Origin of the sequence: Burkholderia sp. BCC1998 (genome assembly GCF_905339875.1) — a bacterium.
GTDB lineage: Bacteria > Pseudomonadota > Gammaproteobacteria > Burkholderiales > Burkholderiaceae > Burkholderia.
On sequence record NZ_CAJPHE010000021.1, the window covers coordinates 90570 to 114618 of the forward strand.

The 24049-nt window shown below is 68.8% G+C and carries 23 protein-coding genes and 1 riboswitch; of the genes, 7 read left to right on the forward strand and 16 right to left on the reverse strand.

The genetic code is table 11. The features are described from left to right. Positions 1–4 precede the first annotated feature (4 nt). From U5A56_RS29065 to U5A56_RS29085, 5 genes are all read right to left on the reverse strand, one after another. The gene (locus U5A56_RS29065) at positions 5–637 is read right to left on the reverse strand and encodes a gamma-glutamylcyclotransferase (RefSeq protein ID WP_044846805.1); all 633 of its coding nucleotides are present in this window, start codon (positions 635–637) and stop codon (positions 5–7) included. 14 nt (positions 638–651) lie between these two features. Next, positions 652–1437, reverse strand: a complete 786-nt coding sequence (gene ybeY, locus U5A56_RS29070; protein WP_321925867.1) for an rRNA maturation RNase YbeY — start codon at positions 1435–1437, stop codon at positions 652–654. Positions 1438–1595: 158 nt separating this feature from the next. Then, entirely contained in the window at positions 1596–2642 is a 1047-nt protein-coding gene (locus U5A56_RS29075; RefSeq protein ID WP_044846803.1) for a PhoH family protein, read from the reverse strand. Positions 2643–2675: 33 nt separating this feature from the next. After that, a complete protein-coding gene (miaB, locus tag U5A56_RS29080; protein ID WP_321925869.1) occupies positions 2676–4049 on the reverse strand; it encodes a tRNA (N6-isopentenyl adenosine(37)-C2)-methylthiotransferase MiaB in 1374 nt (457 codons plus the stop codon). A gap of 273 nt (positions 4050–4322) precedes the next feature. Beyond that, positions 4323–5255: a LysR family transcriptional regulator gene (locus U5A56_RS29085; RefSeq protein ID WP_044846801.1), complete on the reverse strand. Its 933-nt coding sequence runs from the start codon at positions 5253–5255 to the stop codon at positions 4323–4325. A 147-nt stretch (positions 5256–5402) separates the two neighbouring features. On the opposite strand from U5A56_RS29085, the gene U5A56_RS29090 reads away from it, so the two are divergent. The 3 genes from U5A56_RS29090 to ribB all read left to right on the forward strand — a co-directional run bounded on the left by U5A56_RS29090 (position 5403) and on the right by ribB (position 8645). Next, the gene (locus U5A56_RS29090; RefSeq protein ID WP_124488631.1) at positions 5403–6578 is read left to right on the forward strand and encodes an MFS transporter; all 1176 of its coding nucleotides are present in this window, start codon (positions 5403–5405) and stop codon (positions 6576–6578) included. Between the two features lie 217 nt (positions 6579–6795). After that, a complete protein-coding gene (locus U5A56_RS29095) occupies positions 6796–7479 on the forward strand; it encodes a helix-turn-helix domain-containing protein (protein WP_044846799.1) in 684 nt (227 codons plus the stop codon). Between the two features lie 188 nt (positions 7480–7667). Continuing rightward, positions 7668–7816, forward strand: a riboswitch (FMN riboswitch). A gap of 118 nt (positions 7817–7934) precedes the next feature. Next, the gene (gene ribB / locus U5A56_RS29100; RefSeq protein ID WP_124488632.1) at positions 7935–8645 is read left to right on the forward strand and encodes a 3,4-dihydroxy-2-butanone-4-phosphate synthase; all 711 of its coding nucleotides are present in this window, start codon (positions 7935–7937) and stop codon (positions 8643–8645) included. Between the two features lie 90 nt (positions 8646–8735). Here the strand turns inward: ribB and U5A56_RS29105 are convergent, their stop codons facing one another. From U5A56_RS29105 to U5A56_RS29130, 6 genes are all read right to left on the reverse strand, one after another. Beyond that, on the reverse strand, positions 8736–9422 hold the full coding sequence (locus U5A56_RS29105) for an HAD family hydrolase (RefSeq protein ID WP_044846797.1): 687 nt from the start codon (positions 9420–9422) through the stop codon (positions 8736–8738). A 186-nt stretch (positions 9423–9608) separates the two neighbouring features. Further along, complete coding sequence (iolG, locus tag U5A56_RS29110; protein WP_321925872.1) at positions 9609–10595, reverse strand: inositol 2-dehydrogenase; 987 nt, start codon at positions 10593–10595, stop codon at positions 9609–9611. Between the two features lie 77 nt (positions 10596–10672). Beyond that, on the reverse strand, positions 10673–11794 hold the full coding sequence (locus U5A56_RS29115; protein ID WP_124579964.1) for a porin: 1122 nt from the start codon (positions 11792–11794) through the stop codon (positions 10673–10675). Positions 11795–11973: 179 nt separating this feature from the next. Continuing rightward, positions 11974–12804, reverse strand: coding sequence for a TIM barrel protein (locus U5A56_RS29120; RefSeq protein WP_124579966.1), 831 nt, complete (start codon positions 12802–12804; stop codon positions 11974–11976). A 36-nt stretch (positions 12805–12840) separates the two neighbouring features. Further along, positions 12841–13875, reverse strand: a complete 1035-nt coding sequence (locus tag U5A56_RS29125; protein ID WP_124579968.1) for a xylose isomerase — start codon at positions 13873–13875, stop codon at positions 12841–12843. 140 nt (positions 13876–14015) lie between these two features. Continuing rightward, the gene (locus tag U5A56_RS29130) at positions 14016–15080 is read right to left on the reverse strand and encodes a LacI family DNA-binding transcriptional regulator (RefSeq protein WP_124579970.1); all 1065 of its coding nucleotides are present in this window, start codon (positions 15078–15080) and stop codon (positions 14016–14018) included. Positions 15081–15201: 121 nt separating this feature from the next. Here U5A56_RS29130 and U5A56_RS29135 point away from each other — a divergent pair, with 121 nt between their 5' ends. From U5A56_RS29135 to U5A56_RS29145, 3 genes are read left to right on the forward strand one after another with little or no spacing between them, the layout of a single operon-like run. After that, positions 15202–16341 carry a fatty acid desaturase family protein gene (locus U5A56_RS29135; protein WP_044846791.1) on the forward strand — a complete coding sequence of 380 codons (1140 nt, stop codon included), beginning with the start codon at positions 15202–15204 and terminating at the stop codon, positions 16339–16341. 37 nt (positions 16342–16378) lie between these two features. Further along, positions 16379–16687, forward strand: a complete 309-nt coding sequence (locus tag U5A56_RS29140; RefSeq protein ID WP_044846790.1) for a non-heme iron oxygenase ferredoxin subunit — start codon at positions 16379–16381, stop codon at positions 16685–16687. Between the two features lie 4 nt (positions 16688–16691). After that, positions 16692–17942, forward strand: a complete 1251-nt coding sequence (locus tag U5A56_RS29145; protein ID WP_321925878.1) for an NAD(P)/FAD-dependent oxidoreductase — start codon at positions 16692–16694, stop codon at positions 17940–17942. A gap of 209 nt (positions 17943–18151) precedes the next feature. Here U5A56_RS29145 and U5A56_RS29150 read toward each other — a convergent pair whose 3' ends face one another. The 3 genes from U5A56_RS29150 to glpD form a co-directional block, all read right to left on the reverse strand. Beyond that, positions 18152–18868, reverse strand: a complete 717-nt coding sequence (locus tag U5A56_RS29150) for an MIP/aquaporin family protein (protein WP_044846788.1) — start codon at positions 18866–18868, stop codon at positions 18152–18154. Between the two features lie 96 nt (positions 18869–18964). Continuing rightward, a complete protein-coding gene (glpK, locus tag U5A56_RS29155; RefSeq protein WP_044846787.1) occupies positions 18965–20467 on the reverse strand; it encodes a glycerol kinase GlpK in 1503 nt (500 codons plus the stop codon). A 105-nt stretch (positions 20468–20572) separates the two neighbouring features. Continuing rightward, positions 20573–22096 (reverse strand): glycerol-3-phosphate dehydrogenase, encoded by a 1524-nt coding sequence (gene glpD, locus U5A56_RS29160; protein ID WP_044846786.1) that lies wholly within the window; start codon positions 22094–22096, stop codon positions 20573–20575. Positions 22097–22258: 162 nt separating this feature from the next. Between glpD and U5A56_RS29165 the strand changes: the two genes are divergently transcribed. After that, positions 22259–22627: a hypothetical protein gene (locus tag U5A56_RS29165; protein WP_321804560.1), complete on the forward strand. Its 369-nt coding sequence runs from the start codon at positions 22259–22261 to the stop codon at positions 22625–22627. Between the two features lie 89 nt (positions 22628–22716). Here the strand turns inward: U5A56_RS29165 and U5A56_RS29170 are convergent, their stop codons facing one another. Continuing rightward, positions 22717–22914 (reverse strand): hypothetical protein, encoded by a 198-nt coding sequence (locus U5A56_RS29170; protein ID WP_044846784.1) that lies wholly within the window; start codon positions 22912–22914, stop codon positions 22717–22719. Positions 22915–23229: 315 nt separating this feature from the next. Next, entirely contained in the window at positions 23230–24009 is a 780-nt protein-coding gene (locus tag U5A56_RS29175; protein ID WP_044846783.1) for a DeoR/GlpR family DNA-binding transcription regulator, read from the reverse strand. Positions 24010–24049: the final 40 nt, after the last annotated feature.

Below are 24049 nucleotides of genomic sequence, written 5' to 3' on the forward strand. Positions count from 1 at the left end.
GACATCACCGGCATCGCGCGAGCAGCCCTTCCAGCGCGCGGTCGGGGATGCCGCTCGCGCGCAGCGCGTCCACGGTGCGGCTCACGTAGTCGAGCGTCGTACCGTAGCGGCCGGCCGCGCAGCTGAACACTTCCTTCACGACGGGGTCGGTCAGCTTGCCGGTGTAGGTGGGCACGTCGCGGCGCATCACGAATGCCAGCGCGTTCACGCGTTCGCCGGTCTCGAGCGTGCACGGCAGCCACGCGGGCCGGTACGACCCCATCGGCATCTCGCGTTTCCACAACGTCTCGAGATGCGGCTGAGCGGTCGGGCCCGCGAGCCGGAACGCGATGCCCGAGCACGAGCCGCCGCGATCGAGCGCGAGCACGAGGCCCGGACGTTCGGGCGTGCCGCGGTTCACGCGCGACCACAGGTAGAGCCCGCGATGGTAGCCGTGCACCTTGCCGCGCACGGCGGCGACGGTCGGCAGCCCGGGGTTCCAGATCAGCGAGCCATAGCCGAACAGCCAGAGATCCTGCCGGCCGTCCCAGTCGCGCATCGTGTGCGCGAGCGACGCCGCGAGTTCGTCTTCCGTCAGCAGCCGTCCCTCGCCGATCGACGGCGGGTAGGCGGGCGGCAGCATCGCGGCGTGGTGCATGGTGCGGACGGCGTTTACTGGTACGGGTTCGGGAAGCCCAGCTTCGCGAGGATGTCGACTTCGAGCGCTTCCATTTCGGCGGCGTCCTCGTCGCTCGTCTCGTGATCGTAGCCCTGCGCGTGCAGCGCGCCGTGCACCAGCAGGTGCGCGTAATGGGCGATGAGCGGCTTGCCCTGTTCGTGCGCTTCCTTTTCGACGACCGGGCAGCACAGCACGAGGTCGCCGATCACGGTGCCGTCGGGCGCTGGGTCGTACGCGAAGGTCAGCACGTTGGTCGGGTAGTCCTTGTGGCGGTAGCCGGCGTTCAGCGTGCGGCCTTCTTCCTCGCCGACGAAGCGCACGGTGAGCTGCGCGTTCGCGAACAGCGCAGGCTCGAGCCATTCGGCGATCAGCTTGCGCTTCGGCAGCGTCTTGCGGATGTCGGCGGTGATCTCGTCGCCGTACTGCACGGACAGGTCGAGCTCCAGCTCGCGCAGCTCGTCCGCCATTTCCGCGATTTCCTCGTCGCGCGGCGCGGGTTCGGCACCCACGTGCAGCGTCACGCTGTCGTAGTGCTCGGGCTGCAGCGCGAGCTTCGCGCGCATCGCCGGATCGTTGTGCTGCGCGACGATCGCGACGGCCGCCTCGCCGGAGCTGCCCGACAGGTCGAACATCAGGCTGCGGCCGTCCGGGAAGTCGATTCGAAGCCCTTGCGCGTTGACGGTCCGGGCCTTGCCCTTCGCATCGAACAGCGCAAGACGGGGGGAATCGGGCGCGGCGGACTGGTCGCGCCCGGACTTGCGAGAACGGGAAGATTTCATGACGGGTGCGGCGATTGGAACGCGTTGAGGATACACCAAACGGCCGATCGCTCCCGAATTCGAACCGGCCGCGCGCAGGCGAAAAAATGCCCGGCGCGCCGTCGGGCGGGCCGGGCTGGGGCCGGTGGCCGGTGCGGCGCGCGGGCGCCGCCGGCTTCCTACGCGTCCTTGTGCTGCGCGTGGAAGTCGTCGTACGCCTCGACGATGCGCGCGACGAGCGGATGGCGCACGACGTCGGCGCTCGTGAAGCGCGTGAGCGCGATGCCGCGCACGCCGCCGAGCACCTGCTGCGCCTCGACGAGGCCGCTCTTGTGCCCGCGCGGCAGGTCGACCTGGCTGGTGTCGCCGGTGACGACGGCCTTCGAGCCGAAGCCGATCCGCGTGAGGAACATCTTCATCTGCTCGGGCGTCGTGTTCTGCGCCTCGTCGAGGATGATGAACGCGTGGTTCAGCGTGCGGCCGCGCATGTACGCGAGCGGCGCGATCTCGATCATCTGGCGCTCGAACATCTTCGCGGTCTTGTCGAAGCCGAGCAGGTCGTACAGCGCGTCGTACAGCGGCCGCAGGTACGGGTCGACCTTCTGCGCGAGATCGCCCGGCAGGAAGCCGAGCCGCTCGCCGGCCTCGACGGCCGGGCGCGTCAGCACGATCCGCTTGACCTGGTCGCGCTCGAGTGCGTCGACCGCGCACGCGACCGCGAGGTAGGTCTTGCCGGTGCCGGCCGGCCCGATGCCGAACGTCACGTCGTGCTGCAGGATCTGCTTCAGGTATTCGCGCTGCGCGGGCGTGCGGCCGCGCAGGTCGGCGCGCCGCGTGTAGAGCTTCGGCGCGGGTTCTTCGTCCGGCATTTCATCGTCGAGCTGCACGACGGGCTCGTCGAACGGATGGTCCGGATCGCCGCGAAAGCGCACGTCGAGCGTGTCCTGGCGGCCGTTGCCGGACGTGTGACGCACTTCGACCAGCGCGAGCTGGATATCGTCGACCGACAGCGGATCGCGCGCGCGGTTGTAGAAGTTCTCGAGTGCCGCGAGCGCGAGCTTCGCGCCGCGGCCGCGGATCGTGATCCGGTGGCCGCGCCGCGCGAGCGTGACGTCGAGCGCCTGTTCGATCTGCCGCAGGTTCTCGTCGAGCGGGCCGCAGAGGTTGGCGAGGCGCGCGTTGTCGTCGCGCGGCGCGGTGAATTCCAGTGCTTGGACGGTCTTCAAAGTAGCGTCGGGCTCCTGTGGAACGTCAGTCGGTCAGTGGGTGGCCGCGCTCGCGTCGTCGCTCACGAGCAGCAGCTCGCCGCGCAGCGAGTGCGGGTACGCATGGTTGATCTTCACGTCGATCATCTGGCCGATCAGGCGCGGGTGCGACGCGAGCGGCGCCGGGAAATTCACGACCCGGTTGTTCTCGGTGCGGCCCGACAGTTCGTTCGGATCCTTGCGCGACGGGCCCTCGACGAGGATCCGCTCGACCTTCCCGACCATCGACTGGCTGATGCGCGCGACGTTTTCCTCGATGGTCGCCTGCAGATGTTGCAGGCGTTTGAGCTTGACCTCGCGCGGCGTGTCGTCGTGCAGGTTCGCGGCCGGCGTGCCGGGGCGCGGGCTATAGATGAACGAGAAGCTGGTGTCGTAGCTCATCTCGTGCACGAGCGCCATCATCTTGTCGAAATCGTCCTCGGTCTCGCCGGGGAAGCCGACGATCATGTCGGTCGACAGCGACAGGTCGGGGCGGATCGCGCGCAGCTTGCGGATCACCGACTTGTATTCGAGCACCGTGTAGCCGCGCTTCATCGCCATCAGGATGCGGTCGGAGCCGTGCTGGACCGGCAGATGCAGATGGCTCACGAGCTTCGGCACCTTCGCGTAGGTGTCGATCAGGCGCTGCGTGAATTCCTTCGGATGCGACGTCGTGTAGCGGATCCGCTCGATGCCGGGGATGTCGGCGACGTATTCGATCAGCGTCGCGAAATCGGCGATTTCGGACGAGCCGGCCGCAAGCGCGCCGCGGTAGGCGTTCACGTTCTGGCCGAGCAGCGTGACTTCGCGCACGCCCTGGTCGGCGAGGCCGGCCACTTCGGTCAGCACGTCGTCGAGCGGGCGCGACACTTCATCGCCGCGCGTGTACGGCACGACGCAGTAGCTGCAGTACTTCGAGCAGCCTTCCATGATCGACACGAACGCGCTCGGCCCCTCGACGCGCGCGGGCGGCAGGTGGTCGAACTTCTCGATTTCCGGGAACGAGATGTCGACCTGCGCGCGGCCGCTCTCGCGGCGCGCGTCGATCATCTGCGGCAGGCGGTGCAAGGTTTGCGGGCCGAACACGAGGTCGACGTACGGCGCGCGCGACACGATCGACGCGCCTTCCTGGCTGGCGACGCAGCCGCCGACGCCGATCAGCAGGCCCGGCTTCGCTTCCTTCAGCTCGCGCACGCGGCCGAGATCGGAGAACACCTTTTCCTGCGCCTTCTCACGCACCGAGCACGTGTTGAACAGGATGATGTCCGCGTCTTCCGGGGTATCGGTCTTTTCGAGGCCTTCGGCCGCATTGAGCACGTCCACCATCTTGTCCGAGTCGTACTCGTTCATCTGGCAGCCGAAGGTCTTTACGTAAACTTTCTTCGTCATGGGGATTCGCCGTTCGCAGTGGTTGACCTGGGGGCGTCGTCAAGGGTGAATCGGGACGGCTGCTGCGATGCAGCGGCGCGTGCCGGTGCCGCGTGGCGGACCGGGGCGCGCAGCGCGCGTCGGGCGAGCCTCTCGCGCAACGCGTGAACGCGTGAAAAGCCGTCGGGAAAGCCTTCCATTATAGCTTTACGCGCCGTGCCGGGCGGGCGGCGGGTTGCGGCCGCGCGACGCCTTTCGTTGCATTCCGACCCTGATATGACGGCGCGGCAGCCGTCAGCGGCACGCGTTCAGCAGGTCGTCCAGCGCCGCTTCCTCGCGCGCGAAGCGCTCGGCGAGGAAGTCGAGCAGCACGCGCACGCGCGGCGCCATGTAGCGCTTGCTGTGATAGATCGCGTGCAGCGGCGCGTCCTGGTGCCGCCAGTCGGGCAGCAGCACGCGCAGCCGGCCGGCGCGCACGTCGTCGGCGATGTCCCACAGCGACTTCAGCGCGATGCCGTGGCCGCGCAGCGTCCATTCGCGGGTCAAGCCGCCGTCGTTGGTCTCGAACGCGGTCGATACCGGCACCGTGTGGGTCTGCACCTCGTCGCCGCGCGTGAAGCGCCACGTGTTCATCGGGCCCGACGCGATCGTGATCACGTTGCAGGGAAAGCGGGCCAGATCGTGCGGATCGGCCGGCACGCCGTGGCGCTCGACGAACGAGGGCGCCGCGCACAGCACGCGCCGGTTCGCGGCGAGCCGGCGCGCGATCAACGCGCCGTCGGGCGGGGCGGCGAAGCGGATCGCGAGGTCGATCTCGTCCTGCCACAGGTTCGACGCCGAATCGGACGCCGTCAGCGAGAACGTGACGCCCGGATGCAGCGTGGTGAATTCGTCGAGCCAGTCGAGCAGCTGGTTGCGGCCGAAATCGGACGTCGACGACAGCCGCACCTTGCCGGCCACCACGTTGCGGCCTTCCTGCAGCAGCGCGTGCGCGTCGTCGAGCGCCTGCAGCGCCTGCCGGCAGCAGTTCAGGTAGAGCCGGCCTTCGTCGGTGAGCCGCAGTTGCCGCGTGGAGCGCTCGAACAGCCGCGTCGCGACCTTCGCCTCGAGCTTCGCGAGGCGCGCGCTCGCGGCGGCCGGCGTGAGGTTCAGCTTGCGCCCGGCCGCGGACAGGCTGCCCAGTTCGGCCGCCTCGACGAACAGCCGGATGTCGCCCAGTCGATCCATCGGATTTTCCAGAGATTTTTGAAAATGGTTCAAATGCCACGCCAATTATCAAAGATAGGCGTATTCGGGACAATGCGCGCAGATCCCGCCTTTTGTGCGGTGCGGCACCGACCGGGCGCCGCGCCCGCCGCCCTTTCGGAGAACGTCATGCCCATTCCGCTCCTGGCGCTCGCGATCAGCGCCTTCGCCATCGGCACCACCGAATTCATCATCATGGGCCTGTTGCCCGAAGTCGCGCACGACCTCGCCGTGTCGCTGCCGTCGGCCGGGCTGCTGGTCACCGGCTACGCGCTCGGCGTCGCGGCCGGCGCGCCGCTGCTCGCGGTGCTGACGAGCCGCATGCCGCGCAAGGCCGCGCTGCAGCTGCTGATGGCGATCTTCATCGTCGGCAACGTGCTGTGCGCGACCGCGTCCGGCTACGCGATGCTGATGGTCGCGCGTGTCGTCACGTCGTTCGCGCACGGCTCGTTCTTCGGGATCGGCGCCGTGGTCGCCGCGTCGCTCGTGCCGGCCGACAAGCGCGCGAGCGCGATCGCGCTGATGTTCACGGGCCTCACGCTGTCGAACGTGCTCGGCGTGCCGTTCGGCACGTTCGTCGGCCAGCTGCTCGGCTGGCGCGCGTCGTTCTGGATCGTCGCCGCGCTCGGCGTGCTGTCGCTCGGCGGCGTCGCGCTGCTGGTGCCGAACCGCCACGACAGCGGGCCCGTCGGCCTCGGCCACGAAGTGCGCGTGCTGAAGGAGCCGCAGGTCTGGCTCGCGCTGCTGATGACCGTGCTCGGTTTCGGCGGCGTGTTCGTCGTGTTCACGTATATCGCGCCGATCCTCGAAACCGTCACCGGTTATTCGCCGCGCGCGGTCGCGTTGATCCTCGTGCTGTTTGGCGCGGGGCTGACGGTCGGCAACACGCTCGGCGGCAAGCTCGCCGATCGCGCGCTGATGCCGTCGCTGATCGCGATCCTGGTCGCGCTGATGGCGGTGATGGCCGTGTTCGCGAAGACGAGCCACCTGCCGGTCGCGGCCGCGGTGACCGTGTTCGTATGGGGGATCGCCGCGTTCGCGACGGTGCCGCCGCTGCAGGCGCGCGTCGTCGAGAAGGCCGCGAGCGCGCCGCATCTCGCGTCGACGCTGAACATCGGCGCGTTCAACGTCGGCAATGCGGCCGGCGCGTGGCTCGGCGGCCTCGCGCTGGGGCACGGCTTCGCGCTCGACGCGCTGCCGTGGGTCGCCGTCGCGGTGACGTTCGCGGCGCTCGTCGTCACGTGGCTCGCGATGCGGCTCGATGCGCGCGCGCCGGCGCGCGGTGCCGCACCGGCCGCGCATTGATGGTGCATCGGGCGGCGGTGCGCCGGCGCTATGGCGACAGGAAAAGGTTCGCGAGAAACGCATTCCTCCGCGATGCTGATAACGGTGTGAAGATAACTTCGTTTGCCGGGTCGGGGCCGGGTGATAGCGTCTCGATACGCGCCGTTCGTGGCGCAACCCGATTCCGATTCAGGCTTACCCCATTCGCAGGGCCGCGCGGCGGCCCGGAGGCCATGCTATGTCTTCACCCCTTGCGCTGGTGCGCGACGTGTCTTCCTTCGAATCCGGCAATGCCGTCGACGCGCGGACGTCCGCGTCGCTCGACGTCCTCGAGCAGGTCGTCGGCGTGAACCTCGCGCGCCTGCGCGCCGAGCGGCAGCTGTCGCTCGATGCGCTCGCGCGGCTGTCCGGCGTGTCGCGCGCGATGCTCGCGCAGATCGAATCCGCGCGCAGCGTGCCGTCGATCAAGGTGCTCTGCAAGATCGCCGCGGCGCTCAAGGTGTCGGTCGCCGCATTCCTGCGCCGTCACGCGGTGAACGGCTTCGAGCACCTGGCGGCCGAGCGCGCGGCGCGCGTCGTCAGCTCGAACGGCCGCTTCTCGGCGCGCGCGCTGTATCCGGAAGGCGAGCCGGCCGCGGCCGAGTTCCACGAGCTGCGGATCGCGCCGCTGCACACGGAGCCCGGCACGCGCCGCGCGCCCGGCACGACGGTCAACCTGGTCGTCAGCGAGGGCACGCTCGAAGTCAGCGTGCACGATCGCCGCCAGTTGCTCGCGACCGGCGACGCGATCGTGTTCGACGCCGACCAGCCGTACAGCCTGCGCAATCCCGGCGACAGCGAGGCGCGCGCGTTCCGCGTGACGGTGAGCCCCGAGGTGCCGCCGCGCTGGCTCGTGCCCGACGCCGCGCACGCGGCCGGCTGAGCGCGCGGGCGGGTTGCCCGGCCGGCGCCGGTTCCATCGGCGCGCGCGCAGGCCCGGCGTCGGCCGTTCGGACGATGCCGTTAGACGGCGTCGTCAGTAAGGTTTTAGGTGTGGTTCGCTGCGCGGTGCGCGCAGCTGATGTATGCTTGGCCGGCCGTTCCACGGGGAGACCCCCGGGCCGGTAATCAGTGCGTCTTCAGGGCGGGGCGAAATTCCCCACCGGCGGTAGGCTGGCGAAAGCCGGCGAGCCCGCGAGCGCCCGCGCATCCGCGCGGGGTCAGCAGATCTGGTCGAATGCCAGAGCCGACGGTCATAGTCCGGATGAGAGAAGATGTGCAGATAGTCATGTCCGTCAGGGCCGCTTTGCCGTCCGTGCGAAGCGGGTTGTCGTTCTGTCTGTTTGCAATGCCCTGAAACGTTTTTCGCCCAAATCGTAATCGCGAGGAGCGTTTCACATGTCCTTCAAGTCCGTTTCGTCGGCACCTGCCGACGCCTTTGCCGATCTCCCGTTGCTGGATTCCGAACCGGTGCCGCCGCGCATCGCCGCCGCGCTCGACGCGTTGCGCGCGGGCCGCGCGGTCGTGTTGCAGGACGATCACGACCGTGAAAACGAGGCCGACCTGATCGTCGCCGCCGAACGCATCACGCCCGAGACGATGGCGCTCCTGATCCGCGAGTGCAGCGGCATCGTGTGCCTGTGCCTGACCGACGACAAGGTCCGCGCGCTCGAGCTGCCGCCGATGGTGCAGACCAACGAGAGCCGCAACGGCACCGCGTTCACCGTGTCGATCGAGGCGCGCGAAGGCGTGCATACCGGCGTGTCCGCGGCCGACCGCGTGACGACGATCCGCGCGGCGATCGCCGACGATGCGAAGCCGTACGACATCGTGCGCCCCGGCCACGTGTTTCCGTTGCGCGCGCAACCGGGCGGCGTGCTGGCGCGCCGCGGCCACACCGAAGGCACGGTCGACCTGTCGATCCTCGCGGGGCTGAAGCCGGCGGGCGTGCTGTGCGAGCTGATGAATCCCGACGGCACGATGACGCGCGGCGACGACGTCGAGCGTTTCGCGCAGCAGCACGGGCTGCCGATGCTGACGATCGCGGAACTCGTCGAATTCCGCGAAGCGCTGGCGGCCGCGCGCGAGCGCTGCTGCGAGCCGGCCTGAGGGCCGGCATGGCGGGCGCACCGTGGCGCCCGCGGTACGGCGTGCGCAGCGAGCCGCACGCCGGTGATGTCGCTTCGGCGCGGCGGTCGGTCAGGACTGCACGTCGCCGAATTCGCCGCGCAGGCCGGCCGCGACGAGCGCCGGCAGTTCATCCATCCTGCGCATGATCCGCGTGATGCCCATCGCGCGCAGCGCGTCCGCGTAGTTGTCGGGGATGTGGCTCGCGCCGACGAACGCGATCGTCTTCATGCCCGCCGCGCGCGCGGCGTTCAGGCCCGACACGCTGTCCTCGACGACGATGCAGCGCGCCGGCGCGACGCCGAGCGTGCGCGCCGCATGCAGGTACACGTCGGGGTAGGGCTTCGGCCGCGCGACCTGCTCGGAGCTGAACACGCGCTCGCCGAAGATTTCGGTGAGCGACGCGCGCTTCAGCGAGCTGCGCACGCGCACGAGCCGGCTGTTCGACACCACCGCGGCCGGCAGGCCGACCCTCAGCAACGCGTCGCGCACGCCGGTGATCGGCGCGAGCGATTGCGCGAGACCGGTTTCGATGTTGCGCTCGACGGTCTCGATGAAGTTGTCCGGCATCCGGATGCCGAAATGCGCTTCGAGCCCCGCGAGAAAGCGCGACGTCTGCTGGCCGAACGCGGACTTCGCGGCGGCTTCGAAATCGAGGTGCGGGAAGGTGGCGGACAGCGTTTCGAGCAGCACGCGGTCGGCAATGACTTCGCTGTCGACGAGCACGCCGTCGCAGTCGCAGATAAGGTGATCGAGCATGATGGTGAAGAAGCGGGGTGTCGGCGACGCCGATCATGCCGCCATGATACGTGCTTTCGCGGCTGCGCCGTGCGCCGTTCGGCGCGCTGCCGCCGCCGCTGCGGCCGGGCCGATCCGGCGTAGCGGATCCGGCCCGGCACCCGCCGCACGGCGGCGGTGCGCTGCCGCCGGCCGCCGTCGCGTGCGTCACACCTCGACTACGCGCCCCGTCTGCCACGACGTCATCGCGGCTTCCGCCAGCTCGAGCGCGGCGAGCCCGTCGTCGATCGTCGTCCTGACCGGCGTGCCGTCGCGCAGCGCGTCGACGAAGTGCGCGATCTCGGCCGCGTACGCGTGCCGGTAGCGCTCGAGGAAGAACGGCTCCGGCACGTCGGTGGCGATGCCGTTCGCCGACCATGCGCTCACTTCGGTCGGACGCACGTTGCCGGCCTGCAGCATCCCGTTGCTGCCGAGCAGCTCGAAGCGCTGGTCGTAGCCGTAAGCCGCGCGGCGCGACGTGTTGATCTGGCACAGCAGGCCGCGCCGCGTGCGGATCGTCACGGCGGTCGAATCGATGTCGCCGGCGTCGCGCACGGCCGGGTCGGTCAGGCAACTGCCGGTTGCGTGCAGCGTCTGCGCTTCGTCGCCGAGGATCCAGCGGAACACGTCGAAGTCGTGGATCAGCATGTCCTTGAAGATGCCGCCCGAGCTGCGGAGGTACTCGACGGGCGGCGCGCCGGGGTCGCGGCTCGTGACGACCAGCATTTCCGGGGTGCCGATCTCGCCGCGCTCGACGCGCGCCTTCAGCGCGGCGAAGGTCGGATCGAAGCGGCGCTGGAAGCCGATCATGCAGGTGACGCCGCGGCGGCGCACGACCTCCGCGCATTCGCGCGAGCGTGCGACGCTCAGGTCGACCGGCTTCTCGCAGAACACGGCCTTGCCCGCGTTCGCCGCCGCGACGATCAGGTCCGCGTGCGTATCGGTGCTCGATGCGATCACGACGGCCTGCACGGACGGGTCGCCGAGCGCGCGTTCGAGGTCGGTGACCTGCGCGCCGTGTGCCTGCGCGAGTGCTTCGGCCGATGGCGCATGGTGGTCGATCACGTACTTGAGTTTCGCGCCCGGGTGGCGCGCCAGATTCGCCGCGTGGATCTTCCCGATTCTTCCCGCACCGAACAAGGCGAATTCGATCATGGTGTGCTCCTTTCTCCTGGTGATTCCGTTGCGTGGGACGCTGCATGGCTCACGTCGGCCGCGCACCGTCGCGCTCGTCAGAACGAGTGATTGATGCCGATGTTCACGCCGGTCTGCGAACGGCCCGGCAGCGGATTCGCGAGGTTGTCGTTGTCCGTGCCGGGGTTGTTGTTCGCGACCGAGAAATTCGAGCCGCTCGCGTTGCGCACGTGCGCGACGGTCGCGTAGAGCAGCGTGCGCTTCGACAGGCTGTAGGCGCCGCCGAGCGCGAACATCGACGCGTGGCCGGACGGATCGTGCGTCGCGTCGCCGGCCCCCGATCCGACGTGCACGTAGTACGCGGCGCCGCCGAGCGATAGCGCGGGCGTCACGCGATACTGCGCGCCGATCCAGTAGTGATCGGCATTGCGCGCGAGGCCGGCAGGCGTGTCGGGCGCGTTCAGGTGCGTGTACGCGGCCTGCAACGTCAGCGCGCGCCAATAGAGGTTCGCACCGGCGAAGACCTCGCGCGAGCTCGTGAACACGTTGCTCATCCGGCCGTTCGCGTCGCGCAGCTCGTCGTACATCGCGCGCAGCATCACGAAGTCGTTGCGGTACGTGAGCTGAATGCCGTCGCTGCGACCATACTCGTGCGCCGCGCCGAGATTGAAGCCGCCTGCCTGGTTGCCGAGCGCGTACTGCGCGTGCACGCTGAAGCCGTTCCACGACGGTGACCGGTATTCGACGTTGTTGCTGGTGATCGGCACGTTGCGGCTGCGCACCAGCGCGGTCGCGGAATAGGCTTGCTGCAGCAGCGGATCCATGTCCCACTGATCGTTCGCGATGAACAGGTTGCGGCCGAACGTCAGCGTGCCGAGCCGGTCGTTGCGCGCGCCGACGAGCGCCTTGCGGCTGAACAGGCGGTTGTTGCCGTCGCCCGCGATGCCCGACATCAGGTTGATGCCCGATTCGAGATTGAAGATCACGCGATAGCCGCCGCCGATGTCTTCCTGGCCGAGCAGCCCGAACCGGCTCGCGCCCCAGTCGCTGCTTTGCGCTCGCAGCCGCGACGCGGTGGTGCCGTTGCCGGCCTGCACCTGGCTCACGTAGTCGAGGCCGGCGTCGGCGACGCCGTATAGCGTGACCGATGTTTGCGCGAAAGCACTCGAATAACAGAGGAATCCTGAGCAGATGAGTGCCGTTGGCGAAATTCGTTTCATGTCGTCTCCAGACCTGTCGTCGTTTTGTTGTGGATTGCCTGCTTGCCTGCGTCGTGTCGCGCATGCCTCGCGCGTACGTCACGTCGTGTGCCGCATCGCATGCCGTTTCGTGCGCGGCAGGATGCGCGACGCGACGTGCCGCGCGGCGATTGCCGCGGCGGCGTGCGCCGCTGCGACGCTCAGCGAGCCGCCAGCTCGCCGCGGATGTAGTCGATGCTGGCGCGCAGCCGGTCTTCGATGTCACCCGCTTCCGCGATTTCGTTCGCGAACGGCTCGAACGAGAATGCGCCGCGATAGCCGCGCGCGAGCAGCTCGCGCAGCTGCCGGACGTTGCCGAGCCGGTCGCCGCCGCCGACCAGCACGCGATGGCCGTCGCGCATCCGGTCGACCGGCAGGTCGCCTTCTTCGACGCCCGAGATGTGCACGAGGCCCGTCAGGTTCGGGAAGAAGATGTCCTCGCCCGACAGATGATGGTGGAACGTGTCGTGCACGAGCCGGAATACCCGCTCGCCGGCCGCGGCGTAGATGCCCTTCACCGCGTCCGACTTGCGGCGCAGCGCGCATTCCTCGAAGCCGAGCGGCTCGATGAAGCCGAGCAGGCCGCGCGCGTCGAGGATCGGCTCGAGCGCCTTGAGCGCCTTGACGAGATCGGCGTGCCGCGCGGCGGGCTCGCGCGTGTCGCCGCGGCTGTTGGTCGGGCACAGCACCAGCGCGCGTGCGCCGCATTGCGCGGCGTAGTCGGCGAGCACGGTCGCTTCGTCCGCGCGCTCGGCGTTCCATTGGTCGAAGCGCTGCAGCGCGTTGATCGTCAGGATCGTCACGCCGCCGGCTTCGGCCGTCGCGCGCACGGCCGAAGCCGGCGTGCCGTCGGTGATCTCGACGCCGTCGAGATCGTTGCGGATCTCGATCGAGTCGATGCCGAGCCGCCGGCACAGCGCGACATAGCGGTCGAGCGGCAGGCGCGGCGCGCTCATCCGGTTCAGCGAAAAGTGAAAGGCGGGTTGCGTCATCGTTCGGTCCTCAGGTGTCGAATGGGGCGGGGCGAATCAGGTGAAGCTGCGTGCGCCGGTGCCGGCCGGCACATCCGCCGGTTCCGCGGCGAGCGCGTGCCACGTGTCGCGCAGCCATTGCGCGCACGCGACGTTGTTGTCGAAGATCGAATAGCGGGCGCCGCCGCCGTAGTCCGGAAACGGGATGAACTCGCAGCTGATCTGCTCGAGCGGTGTCGGCCGCGCATGAACCTGCCATTGCAGCAGGCGCCGCAGCGCCGTCTTCCACGTGTCGAGCGGTGCCGCGCGCCATTCGCCGTGATACGCGCCCGGCGCCGGTTCGACGAACGGGTACTGGATCCCGCGGCCGGGCCGTCCGTCCGCGCGGCGCATCCAGCGGTTCTCCGGATTGTTCGGAATCACGCTGCGCGCATGCGCGTGGCGGACCCAGCCGCGTGCGATCCAGTCGGCGTAGACGGCCGACGGCGAGGCCGGGTCGAGCAGCTGTCGCACGCGCTCGACCGGCTCGCGCAGGCCCGATGCATCGAGTTCGGCGCGATTGCCGAGCTTGAACAGCAGGTGCGAATGGTCGAGCGTGATCCGGAACGGCACGCCTGTTTGCTCGACGCATTGCGCGACGCGCGCGATCCGCGGGAAATCCTCGCTCCACATGTCGACGTGCACTTCGAGGCTCGGCAGGCAGCCAACCGGCTCGCCGCGTTCGTATGCGCGCAGGTAGAAGTCGGCGACTTCGCGGTCCGACAGCGGATGGCCGTCCGCATGGTGCGCGTACAACTGGCAATTGAGTACCGTGCTGCCGAACCGCGCGCCGGCATCGACGATCTCGGCGACGTGCGCTTCGTCGCGGCCGGCGCACCAGATGCCGCCGATCACGCGGATCGGCAGCGCATGCCGGTCGACGAGCGCGAAGTACGGCGACAGGTCCTCGCCGTGCACCGGGTTCTTCTCGACGTAGTCGAACACGCCGGCGCCCGCGATCATCTGGAACCGCTCGGCAGGCGTGGGCAGCGGCAGGCCGTCGTGTTCGAGCACGCCGTCGAGGTTCACGCCGATGAGTATCGCTTCAGCCATCGTCTCCGTCCGTTCCGGTTCTGGATGGCTGCCAAATGTACGGACGTGCCGAGCGGGCTGCATGACAAACGTTGACGAAAAATCGCCCATGCGGCGGTCGATTTTTTTGCGGCGCGCGTCCGCGCGATGCGCGGCGGGCGTCAGGCCGGCAGGTACGCGCTGGTGCGCACGTTGGCCGAGCAGAACACGCGGAATTCGACCGGGTCGCCCGGCGGCGGCTGTTCGACGATCCCGCACGCGTGCAGCACGTGCTGCAGCGCGGAAATCGCCTGGCCGTCCGGATCCTGGTCGATCGCGATGTCCATCGAACCGGCCTCGATGTAGGTGCGGTGCAGGTCGATCATCTCGTGGCCGATCCAGACGACGCGCCCGGACGCGCGCGCCTTGCGCAGCGCGGCCTCGATGCCGGCCGAGCCCGCGCCGCTGTTGTAGATCCCGACGATGTCGTCGTGCGCGTGCAGCGCGTTCGTCACCGCGCGGTAGCAGCGGTCGTCCTGGTCGAGCGTTTCGATCGGCGCGTCGTCGCAGCGGAGGTCGGGAAAGGCTTCCCGCAACTGGTCGATGCAGCCGGCCATCCGGTCGGCGTGCGCGCGGTAGCCCATCCGTCCGGCGAGCAGCAGCACGCGGCCGGGGCGCGCGGCGAGGCGGCCGATGTAGTAGCCGGCCGTGCGTCCGGCGCGGTAGTTGTCGATGCCCGCGTAGTGCACGCGGCCGACGCCGCCGATGTCGGTGACCATCGTGACGACGGTCTCGCCGCGCGCGATCGCGCCGGCCAGGGCGTCGCGCACGCGCGGCGTGTCGCGCGCGGTGACGATCAGCGCCGCGCGCCGGTACGCGGGCCGTTCGATCAGCGCGGCCGCGCGCTCGTCGTCCGCGGCGGGCAGGATGGTCCGGTGCACGACCACGCGCCGGTCGAGCATCTGCAGCGAGCGTTGCACCGCCTGCTGCAGCCGCCGGAAGAACGGTGCATCGGTGTCGGGCAGCAGCACGTCGACGTGAAGCAGCCCGTGCCGCGTGTCGGGCAACTGGCGCGGCACGCCGAGCTGGCGCGCGGCCGCCACCACGCGCTCGCGTGCCTGCGCGGACACGCTGCCGCGCTCGTTCAGCACGCGGTCGACGGTGGTCGTGCTGACCCCGGCGAGCGCCGCGATCTCGTCGAAGCGCGCGGTGCGCTTGCGCCAGCGCGGACCGGTCGGGTCGGCCATGGTCGTCTCCGTGTTCGTCTGTCGTCGCCAGCGGGGTGTGGCGCTGTCCGGAACGCTAAAGCGATGGCGAAATTTCGTCAATGTTTCGATTGAGCGGGGCATGGCCGTCGCCTAATTTTGAATGCATGCGAAGCGCGTGCCGCGCTTCCCGCAAACGAACAATCAGGAGACACGCGTGGCCCACACGAACGATCAGGCGCACGACCGCGACGCGGCGGCACGCCGTCAGGATTACCGAATGATCGGCGGTGCCGGCGAGCGTGCGCGTGCCGCGGGCCTCGTCAATGCCGCGTGGTACCGGTGCCCGGTGCCGCGGCCGCTGATGAAGCAACTGATGCAGCGCGACGATGCGCGCGCGATCCGCGACACGCTGATCTGGTACGCGGCGATCGTCGCGAGCGGCGTGCTCGCGTGGCTCGCCTGGCGTGCGCATTCCGCGTGGGCGATCCTCGCGTTCTTCGTGTACGGCACGCTCTACTGCAGCCCGGCCGACTCGCGCTGGCACGAGTGCGGACACGGCACCGCGTTCCGCACGCGCTGGATGAACGACGTGCTGTACCAGGTCGCGTCGTTCCAGGTGTTCCGCCGCGCGACGGTCTGGCGCTGGAGCCACGCGCGCCATCACACCGACACGCTGATCGTCGGCCGCGATCCGGAAATCGCCGCGCCGAAGCCGACCGACTGGCTCGGGCTCATGTTGAACGTGGTGGCGCTGAAGCACGTCGCGAGCGAGCTGCGCAAGATGATCGTGCTCGCGTTCGCCGGCCGGCTCGACGCCGAGGAGCGCACCTACGTGCCCGAATCGGAGTGGCCGAAGGCCGTGCGCGAGGTGCGGATTCATCTGACCGTTTATGCGTGCGTGATCGGTGCGGCGTTGTACTGGCACACGATCCTGCCGGTGCTCTACATCGGCTTGCCGAGCCTGTACGGTGCGTGGCTGTACCTGTACTTCGGCCTCACGCAGCACGCGGGCATGCCGGAGAACGTGCTCGATCACCGGCGCAACTGCCGGACCGTGAGGATGAATCCGGTATTCCGCTTCCTGTACTGGAACATGAACTATCACGTCGAACACCACATGTTCCCGATGGTGCCGTTCCACGCGCTGCCGAAACTGCATGAAGCCGTGAAGGCTGACATGCCGCCGCCTTACCGCAGCACGCTGGCCGCGTATGCGGAGATCGTGCCGGCGCTCGTCCGGCAGACGCGCGACCCGTCGCATTACGTCGTGCGGCCGGTGCCCGACGCGGCGCGCGCATGACCGCGCATCGAACATTCCAACGAAGGAGACACGCAACATGACGCAATGGATCGACACCGGCGCCCTCGACGACATCGACGACGAAGACGTCGCGCGCTTCGACCACGACGGCCGCACATACGCGATCTATCGGATCGACGGGAACGTGTATGCGAGCGACGGGCTGTGCACGCACGAGCACGTGCATCTCGCGGACGGGCTCGTGATCGATCACGTGATCGAATGTCCGAAGCACAACGGGCGCTTCGACGTGCGCGACGGCCGGGCACTGTCGGCGCCCGCGTGCGAGAAGCTGCGCACCTACCGCGCGAAGATCGAGAACGGCCGCATCCTGATCGAGGTGTGACGCGATGGCGAACGACCGGGTGATGGCGATCGTCGGCGCAGGCCATGCGGGCGGCCGGGCGGCGCAGGCGCTGCGCGAGAGCGGGTGGCGCGGGCGCATCGTGCTGATCGGCGCGGAGGCGCACTTGCCGTACGAGCGGCCGCCGTTGTCGAAGGGCGTGCTGACCGGCGAGCGCAGCGCCGCGCAATGCGGGCTGCGCGATCCGGATGCGTGGCGCGCGGACGGCATCGAGCCGATCGTCGCGACGGTCGAGCGGATCGATCCGGTGGCGCGCGAGGTGCATGTGTCGGATGGCCGCGGCTTCGCTTGCGAAGCGCTGCTGCTCGCGACCGGCGGCCGTGCGCGCCGCCTCGCGATTCCGGGCGCGGAGCTCGACGGCGTATTCGCGTTGCGCACGCTCGACGACGCGGCGGCACTCGGTGCGCGGCTCGTGCCCGACGCGCGCGTCGTGCTGATCGGCGGCGGCTTCATCGGTCTCGAGGTCGCGGCGTCGGCGCGGTTGCGCGGCTGTCGCGTGACCGTGCTCGACGCGGCACCGCGCCTGCTCGGGCGTGCGGTGCCGGAGCCGATCGCGGCACGCGTGCATGCGCTGCATGTGGCGCGGGGCGTCGCGATCGGCCTGAACCGACGGCCCGTCGCGATCGAGCGCACGCCGGACGGCGCGCTGGCCGTCGTGCTCGACGACGGCGACGTGCTGAGTGCCGATACGGTGGTGGCCGGCATCGGGATCGAGCCGGCCGACGAACTGGCGCGCGACGCGGGGCTCGTCACCGAGCGCGGGATCGTCGTGAACGCGCGGCTCGAGACCTCGGCACGCGGCATCTACGCGGCCGGCGATGTCGCGGTGTTCCCGAGCGGGCCGTCAGGGCGGCTCGTGCGTCAGGAAACCTGGCACGGCGCGGAAACGCAGGCGCGCGTCGCCGCCCGCAACATGCTCGGCGCCGACGAACCGTATCGCGACACGCCGTGGTTCTGGTCCGATCAATACGACGCGCAACTGCAGGTGGCCGGCGAACCGGCGCTCGGTGTGCGGACGGTCGCGCGCGTGCTCGGCGACGATGCGGAAATCCATTTCCACTTCGATGCCGGCGCACGGCTCGTCGCGGCGAGCGGTTTCGGTCGTGCGTCGGGGTTCGTGAAGGAGATGCGAGTCGCGCGAGTGCTGGTCGAGCGCGGGATCGGCGTGACGCCGGAAGCGGTCGCGGATGCGGGCGTGAAGCTGAAGTCGCTGGTGTTGGCCGCGAGCGAACGCTAGCGGCGCCGAGCGAAGGAGAAGGGGAGGCGCGCGGCAGTCGCTGCCGCGCGCTCGGGTTCGGGTTCTGGTTCGGACTCAGACTCGGACTCGGACTCGGACTCGGACTCGGACTCGGGCTCGGGCTCGGACTCGGGCTCGGGCTCGGGCTCGGGCTCGGACTCGGACTCGGACTCGGGCTCGAACCCGAGCCCGAATGAACAAGCCCGCGCTCAGGCCATCGCGTGCAGGCGCAGATACAGGCCGGCCGCCGCGGCGCCGCCGAGCAGCGGGCCGATCACCGGCACCCACGCATAGCGCCAGTCGCTGTCGCGCTTGCCGGGGATCGGCAGCAGCGCATGCATCAGGCGCGGCGACAGGTCGCGCGCCGGGCTCATCGCATAACCGGTCGGCCCGCCGAGCGAGATGCCGATGCCGAGCACGAGCAGGCCGACCGGCAGCGCGTCGAGCGCGCCGAGGCCGACCTGCGGCGACGCGAGATACAGCACGCCGAGGATCAGCACGAACGTGCAGATCGCTTCGGTCAGCACATTGTGCGTGGTGCTGCGGATCGCGGGCGCCGTGCAGAACACCGCGAGCTTCAGGTCCGCGTCGACTTCCTTCGCGAAGTGCTGGCGATACGCGAGCCACACGAGCAAGGCGCCCGCCATCCCGCCGAGCATCTGCGCGAGGATGTAGCCGCCGACCTTCGACCACGCGAACTTGCCCGCGAGCGCGAGGCTGATCGTGACGATCGGGTTCAGGTGCGCGCCGCTGAACGATGCGGTCACGTAGACGGCGACGAACACGGCCATCGCCCAGCCCATCACGATCACGATCAGGTCCGCGCCCTTGCCCTTGGTCTTCGCCAGCAGCACGTTGGCGACCGCGCCGTTGCCGAGCAGCACGAGAATGGCGGTGCCGATGAATTCTGCAATATAAGGTGACATGTTTGTCTCTCGTAGGTCGCGGCGGACTCGCGCGTTGCGCGGTCCGCCGGTGTTGTTGTATTTCGTTCGGAGTTCTTGTGATTGCTGCCGCGGTGCTTACTGCGCGTCGTCGGCCCACGCCTTCGCGGCGCGCACCGCGCGTTGCCAGCCGGCCATGCAGCGCTCGACCTGCTCCTTCGGCATCGACGGCGAGAAGCGGCGATCGAGCTGCCACTGGCTGCGCACTTCGTCGAGGTTCTTCCAGTAGCCGATCGCGAGGCCCGCGAGGTAGGCCGCGCCGAGCGCGGTCGTCTCGGTGATCTGCGGACGCACCGCATCGACGCCGAGCAGGTCGGCCTGGAACTGCATCAGCAGGTCGTTCGCGCTCGCGCCGCCGTCGACGCGCAGCTCGCCGATGCTGATGCCCGAGTCGGCTTCCATCGCGGCCAGCACGTCGAGCGACTGGTACGCGATCGCGTCGAGCGCCGCGCGCGCGAGGTGCGCGGAGGTTGTGCCGCGCGTGACGCCGAACACCGAACCGCGCGCCCGTGCGTTCCAGTGCGGCGCGCCGAGGCCCGCGAACGCCGGCACGAGATAGACGCCGTCGGTATGCGGCACGCTCGCGGCGAGCGCTTCGATTTCGGCGGCCGTCTTGATGATGCCCACACCGTCGCGCAGCCACTGCACGACCGCGCCCGCGATGAAGATGCTGCCTTCGAGCGCGTACTGCACGTCGTCGCCGATCTGCCACGCGATCGTCGTGACGAGGTTGTTCTTCGACTCGATCGGCTTGTCGCCGGTATTCATCATCAGGAAGCAGCCGGTGCCGTAGGTGTTCTTCACCATGCCCGACGTCGTGCACATCTGGCCGAACAGCGCCGCGTGCTGGTCGCCGGCGATCCCCGCGAGCGGGATCTTCGACGCGAACACCGTGGTTTTCGTATGGCCGTAGATTTCCGACGACGCCTTCACTTCCGGCAGCATGCTGCGCGGGATGTCGAGCAGTTCGAGCAGCTCGCTGTCCCACTCGCGCGTGTGGATGTTGAACAGCATCGTGCGCGACGCGTTCGTCACGTCGGTCACGTGCAGCTCGTGCTTCGTGAAGTTCCACACGAGCCAGCTGTCGACGGTGCCGAACGCGAGCTTGCCCTGGCGAGCCTTGTCGCGCGCGCCGGGCACGTTGTCGAGGATCCAGCGGATCTTGGTCGCGGAGAAGTACGAGTCGATCGGCAGGCCGGTCTTCGCGCGCACCTTCGCCTCGAGGCCCTGTGCTTTCAGCGAATCGCAGAAGTCGGCGGTGCGGCGGTCCTGCCACACGATCGCGTTGTAGACGGGCTGGCCCGTCTCGCGATCCCAGACGATCGTCGTCTCGCGCTGATTGGTGATGCCGATCGCGGCGATCGACGTGCCGTTCAGGCCGGTGCGCGTGACGGCTTCGGCGGCGACACCCGCCTGCGTCGACCAGATTTCCTGCGGGTCGTGCTCGACCCAGCCGGGTTGCGGGTAGATCTGTTCGAATTCCTTCTGGGCGATCGAAACGATGTTGCCCTGGCGATCGAACAGCATTGCGCGGGAGCTCGTCGTGCCCTGGTCAAGCGCGAGGATGTACTGATCCTGCATGTCTCTCATCTCCATCCGTGGATTGGCGTAGTTGTGATGCGCGCCGCATGTTACGCGGCGCGTCGGTGAATCAACGTCGGTCAGGCAACTGCAACTGCAAAAGGATCACGCGTGCGGCGCGTGCGCGGCGGCGAACCACGCATCGACCGCGGCCGTCACCGCGTCGAGCGTGCCCGGCGCGACGTGCAGGCCGAGCTTCGAGCGGCGCCACAGCACGTCCTGCGCGCAGGTCGCCCATTCGACGTCGCGCAGGTAGCGCAGTTCGGCGTCGTGGATGCCCGGTGCGATCTCGGCGCCGAGGTCGGCGAGCGACGTCGCGCCGTCGACCACGCGTTCCGCGCGCGTGCCGTACGCGCGCGCATAGCGACGGGCAAGCGCGGCGGGCAGCCACGGATGGCGTTTCGCGAATGCGTCGGCGAACACGTCGAACTTCGCGTTCGCGATGTCGCCGCCCGGCAGCGGCGCGCCGGCCGTCCAGGTCTTCGCGTCGCGGCCGAGCGCGCGACACAGCAGGTCGGCGGCTTCCTCCGCGAGCTTGCGGAACGTCGTGATCTTGCCGCCGAACACCGACAGCAGTGGCGCGCCGGCGCCGTCGTCCATCTCGAGGCGATAGTCGCGCGTGACGGCCGACGCGTTCGCCGCGTTTTCGTCCTCGAGCAGCGGGCGCACGCCCGAATAGGTCCAGTGCACGTCGGCCGGCGAGATCTTGCGCTTGAAGTAGCGGTTGATCGAATCGCACAGATACTGCGTCTCGTCGCGATCGATCGCGACCTTCGCGGGATCGTTCGTGTATTCGACGTCGGTCGTGCCGATCAGCGTGAAGTCGTGCTCGTACGGAATCGCGAAGATGATCCGCTTGTCCGGGTTCTGGAAGATGTATGCGTGATCGTGATCGAACAGGCGCCGCGTGATGATGTGGCTGCCCTTCACGAGCCGCACGCTGTGCTGCGCGCCGCGACCGAGCGCGCCGTGCAGCACTTCGCCGACCCACGGGCCGGCCGCGTTCGCGACCGCGCGCGCACGCACCACGCGGATCGAGCCGTCCGCGTGCCGCAGCCGCGCTTCCCATTCGTCGCCGCGGCGTTCCGCCGACACGAGTTTCGTGCGCGTGAGGATCTCGGCGCCGCGCTCCTTCGCATCGAGCGCGTTCAGCACGACGAGGCGCGCGTCGTCGACCCAGCCGTCCGAATACACGAAGCCGCGCTTGATCGAGTCGATCAGCGGCGCGCCGGCCGCATGGCGGCGCATGTCGATGCCGCGCGAGCCGGGCAGCAGTTCGCGCTTCGCGAGGTGATCGTAGAGGAACAGGCCGATGCGGATCAGCCAGGCCGGCCGCAGGTTCGGCATGTGCGGCATCACGAAGCGCAGCGGCCACATGATGTGCGGCGCCGCGCGCAGCAGCGTCTCACGCTCCTGCAGCGCTTTGCGGACGAGTCCGAATTCGTTGTATTCGAGGTAGCGCAGGCCGCCGTGAATCAGCTTCGTGCTGGACGACGACGTGTGCGACGCGAGGTCGTCCTGCTCGCAGAGCAGGACCGACAGGCCGCGGCCGGCCGCATCGCGCGCGATGCCGGCGCCGTTGATGCCGCCGCCGACGACGAGCAGATCGTAGCGATTCGGTTGGGTCACCTGCTGTCCTTATCGTCTGATTGAAATGGGCGAACATGAAATGTTCGAATTCGAAATTTAACGAACGAAATCGAAAAAGTAAAGTTCGAAAAAGCGGGGCCAGTAGCGCGTGGCGCGATCCCGGACGATACTGGCGCAATCGACCGTTTCGCGAGGTGAATCATGCGTATTGGGATGTGGGCCGGCGCGTGCGCCGTCGTCCTGGCAGGGTGCAGCGCCGGCACGCCGCCGCTTGCCGGCAACTGGCGGGCGCCGTCGTTCGTCGATCTGCAGACGTCGTGCGGCGGCACCGCGCACGACTGGGGCGCGGACGCGCAGCCGGTCTATTCGACGCTGTACGACGCGTATGTGGCGAAACGGTATCGCGGGCTGACGCAGGCGAACTATTGCGCGTTCGTAAACGAACTTTCGGCGCACTATGCGGCGCCCGACGCGGCGGGGCGCGCCGGATGGGTCGCGTATTTCAACGGCGCACGCGCGCAGGCCGTCAGCTGGCGGGCCGCGGTCGATCCGACGCTGCGCGGCGGCTGACGCCGGAACGCTGCGGGGGGCGGAAAAAGAGGGAAAAGCGGCGCGGCCGGAAATCCGGCCGGCGCGCTCAAGTCAGGAACAGCGGGACTTCAGGAATAGCGGCATTTGATGGATCGCAACGCGGCGTCGCCGGTTTCGGTCACGCAGTATTTGCGTCCCGATCCCAGCCCTTCCAGCCGCACGAGCTGCTGTTCGAGCAGTGCGTCGAGTTCATCGCGATCCATGTCCCCGTGATCGGGGGCATCCTTCACAAGCAGTAGCGTGGCGAATTCATGCGGACTCAGCATCGTTCTCTCCATGGCAATCGGTTTGCCCGCGCAGCCGGCGCAAACGCCGCTGCGCGATACCCGGCGGGGTATGGCTTGGGGGGAAAGCTGTATTCGCCGGCCTTCGGATTCGCACACGCCTTGGCACGGGCGGATCGCGCGAACGGGCCGGGGAACTGGAGTCTAGTCGAGCGCGCGGGCAACGACAAATCGTGCCCCGTTAATTTTCAGTTTGACAGGCACGCAAACCGCTAGCGGTTCAGCGGGCGCGCCAACTTCTTGATTTCACTTGAAGTTTCAGGTGCGGTGCAGCATCGCGCGGGTCATTCCGCGGGGTCATTCCGCGACGTACACCTGGGTGCCCGCGTTCGCCACCGCGTCGGCCATCTCCGGCGGCAACGGCTTGTCGGTGAAGAGTGCATGAACCTGGCTCAGGTGGCCCTGGCGCACCAGCGCCGGACGGCCGACCTTCGAATGATCGGCGACGAGGTAGACCGTGCGCGCATGCTGCATGATCGCCTCGGCCACGCGCACCTCGCGCGTGTCGAAGTCGCGCAGCGTGCCGTCGGCTTCGATCGCCGACGTGCCGATGATCGCGTAGTCGACCTTGAACTGGCGGATGAAGTCGATCGCGAGTTCGCCGACGATGCCCTTGTCCCACGGCCGCACGATGCCGCCCGTGATCAGCACCTCGCAGTCGGGATAGCCGCTCATCATCGACGCGACGTTCAGGTTGTTCGTGATCACGTGCAGCCCGTGATGGCGATTCAGTGCGCGCGCAACTTCCTCGGTCGTGGTGCCGAGATTGATGAACAGCGACGCCTGGTCGGGGATGTGCGACGCGGCGAGCGCCGCGATGCGCCGCTTCTCGTCATGGAACATCCGCTGGCGCGCGGTGTACGACACGTTCTCCGAGCTGGTCGGCAGGCTCGCGCCGCCGTGGTAGCGGCGCAGCAGGTTCAGGTCGGCGAGCCAGTTCACGTCGCGGCGGATCGTCTGCGGCGTGACCGCGAAGTGCGCGGCGAGATCGTCGACGGTCACGAAGCCGTCGCGCTGCACCCATTCGAGCAGTTCCTGCTGGCGCGCGTTGAGGGTGAGGCGGGGATCTCGGGTCATGGCTCGGCGGTCGGATCGTGAGGCGGAGCGGGTATTGTAA

Excerpts from the sequence above, each read along its gene's own strand:
- U5A56_RS29065 (WP_044846805.1), bottom strand. The coding sequence starts at position 637 with ATGCACCACGCCGCGATGCTGCCGCCCGCCTACCCGCCGTCGATCGGC.
- ybeY (WP_321925867.1), bottom strand. The coding sequence starts at position 1,437 with ATGAAATCTTCCCGTTCTCGCAAGTCCGGGCGCGACCAGTCCGCCGCG.
- miaB (WP_321925869.1), bottom strand. The coding sequence starts at position 4,049 with ATGACGAAGAAAGTTTACGTAAAGACCTTCGGCTGCCAGATGAACGAG.
- U5A56_RS29085 (WP_044846801.1), bottom strand. The coding sequence starts at position 5,255 with ATGGATCGACTGGGCGACATCCGGCTGTTCGTCGAGGCGGCCGAACTG.
- U5A56_RS29090 (WP_124488631.1), top strand. The coding sequence starts at position 5,403 with ATGCCCATTCCGCTCCTGGCGCTCGCGATCAGCGCCTTCGCCATCGGC.
- U5A56_RS29095 (WP_044846799.1), top strand. The coding sequence starts at position 6,796 with ATGTCTTCACCCCTTGCGCTGGTGCGCGACGTGTCTTCCTTCGAATCC.
- ribB (WP_124488632.1), top strand. The coding sequence starts at position 7,935 with ATGTCCTTCAAGTCCGTTTCGTCGGCACCTGCCGACGCCTTTGCCGAT.
- U5A56_RS29105 (WP_044846797.1), bottom strand. The coding sequence starts at position 9,422 with ATGCTCGATCACCTTATCTGCGACTGCGACGGCGTGCTCGTCGACAGC.
- iolG (WP_321925872.1), bottom strand. The coding sequence starts at position 10,595 with ATGATCGAATTCGCCTTGTTCGGTGCGGGAAGAATCGGGAAGATCCAC.
- U5A56_RS29115 (WP_124579964.1), bottom strand. The coding sequence starts at position 11,794 with ATGAAACGAATTTCGCCAACGGCACTCATCTGCTCAGGATTCCTCTGT.
- U5A56_RS29120 (WP_124579966.1), bottom strand. The coding sequence starts at position 12,804 with ATGACGCAACCCGCCTTTCACTTTTCGCTGAACCGGATGAGCGCGCCG.
- U5A56_RS29125 (WP_124579968.1), bottom strand. The coding sequence starts at position 13,875 with ATGGCTGAAGCGATACTCATCGGCGTGAACCTCGACGGCGTGCTCGAA.
- U5A56_RS29130 (WP_124579970.1), bottom strand. The coding sequence starts at position 15,080 with ATGGCCGACCCGACCGGTCCGCGCTGGCGCAAGCGCACCGCGCGCTTC.
- U5A56_RS29135 (WP_044846791.1), top strand. The coding sequence starts at position 15,202 with ATGCATGCGAAGCGCGTGCCGCGCTTCCCGCAAACGAACAATCAGGAG.
- U5A56_RS29140 (WP_044846790.1), top strand. The coding sequence starts at position 16,379 with ATGACGCAATGGATCGACACCGGCGCCCTCGACGACATCGACGACGAA.
- U5A56_RS29145 (WP_321925878.1), top strand. The coding sequence starts at position 16,692 with ATGGCGAACGACCGGGTGATGGCGATCGTCGGCGCAGGCCATGCGGGC.
- U5A56_RS29150 (WP_044846788.1), bottom strand. The coding sequence starts at position 18,868 with ATGTCACCTTATATTGCAGAATTCATCGGCACCGCCATTCTCGTGCTG.
- glpK (WP_044846787.1), bottom strand. The coding sequence starts at position 20,467 with ATGCAGGATCAGTACATCCTCGCGCTTGACCAGGGCACGACGAGCTCC.
- U5A56_RS29165 (WP_321804560.1), top strand. The coding sequence starts at position 22,259 with ATGCGTATTGGGATGTGGGCCGGCGCGTGCGCCGTCGTCCTGGCAGGG.
- U5A56_RS29170 (WP_044846784.1), bottom strand. The coding sequence starts at position 22,914 with ATGCTGAGTCCGCATGAATTCGCCACGCTACTGCTTGTGAAGGATGCC.
- U5A56_RS29175 (WP_044846783.1), bottom strand. The coding sequence starts at position 24,009 with ATGACCCGAGATCCCCGCCTCACCCTCAACGCGCGCCAGCAGGAACTG.